Origin of the sequence: Leptolyngbya sp. CCY15150 (assembly GCF_016888135.1) — a bacterium.
In the GTDB taxonomy this organism is placed as follows: Bacteria; Cyanobacteriota; Cyanobacteriia; order RECH01; family RECH01; genus RECH01.
In genome coordinates, this window is sequence record NZ_JACSWB010000083.1 from 1 (window position 1) to 214 (window position 214).

Here is a 214-nt window from a genome sequence, read left to right on the forward strand (position 1 = left end):
GGTAGTGGATTAACGTAAAGGATAGAGAAAAACAAGGCATTGCCGTCGCATTGCTCGATTCTGAGGGAGTAGGCTCCATGACAATTGAGATGACCTGTCCAACGTGCGGGTCTCACGACATCTCCAAGAACGGCACTACCAGGCGCGGTAAGCAAAACTACAAGTGCCGAGACTGCAACCGTCAATTCGTCGAGAATCCCCAGTGGAAACCGAA

1 protein-coding gene is annotated in these 214 nt (G+C 50.9%); it reads left to right on the forward strand.

Features of this window, described 5'->3' with window-relative positions:
- Positions 1 to 89: 89 nt before the first annotated feature.
- On the forward strand, positions 90 to 214 hold a 125-nt coding region (locus tag JUJ53_RS00605; protein WP_343327865.1), incomplete at its 3' end, for an IS1 family transposase.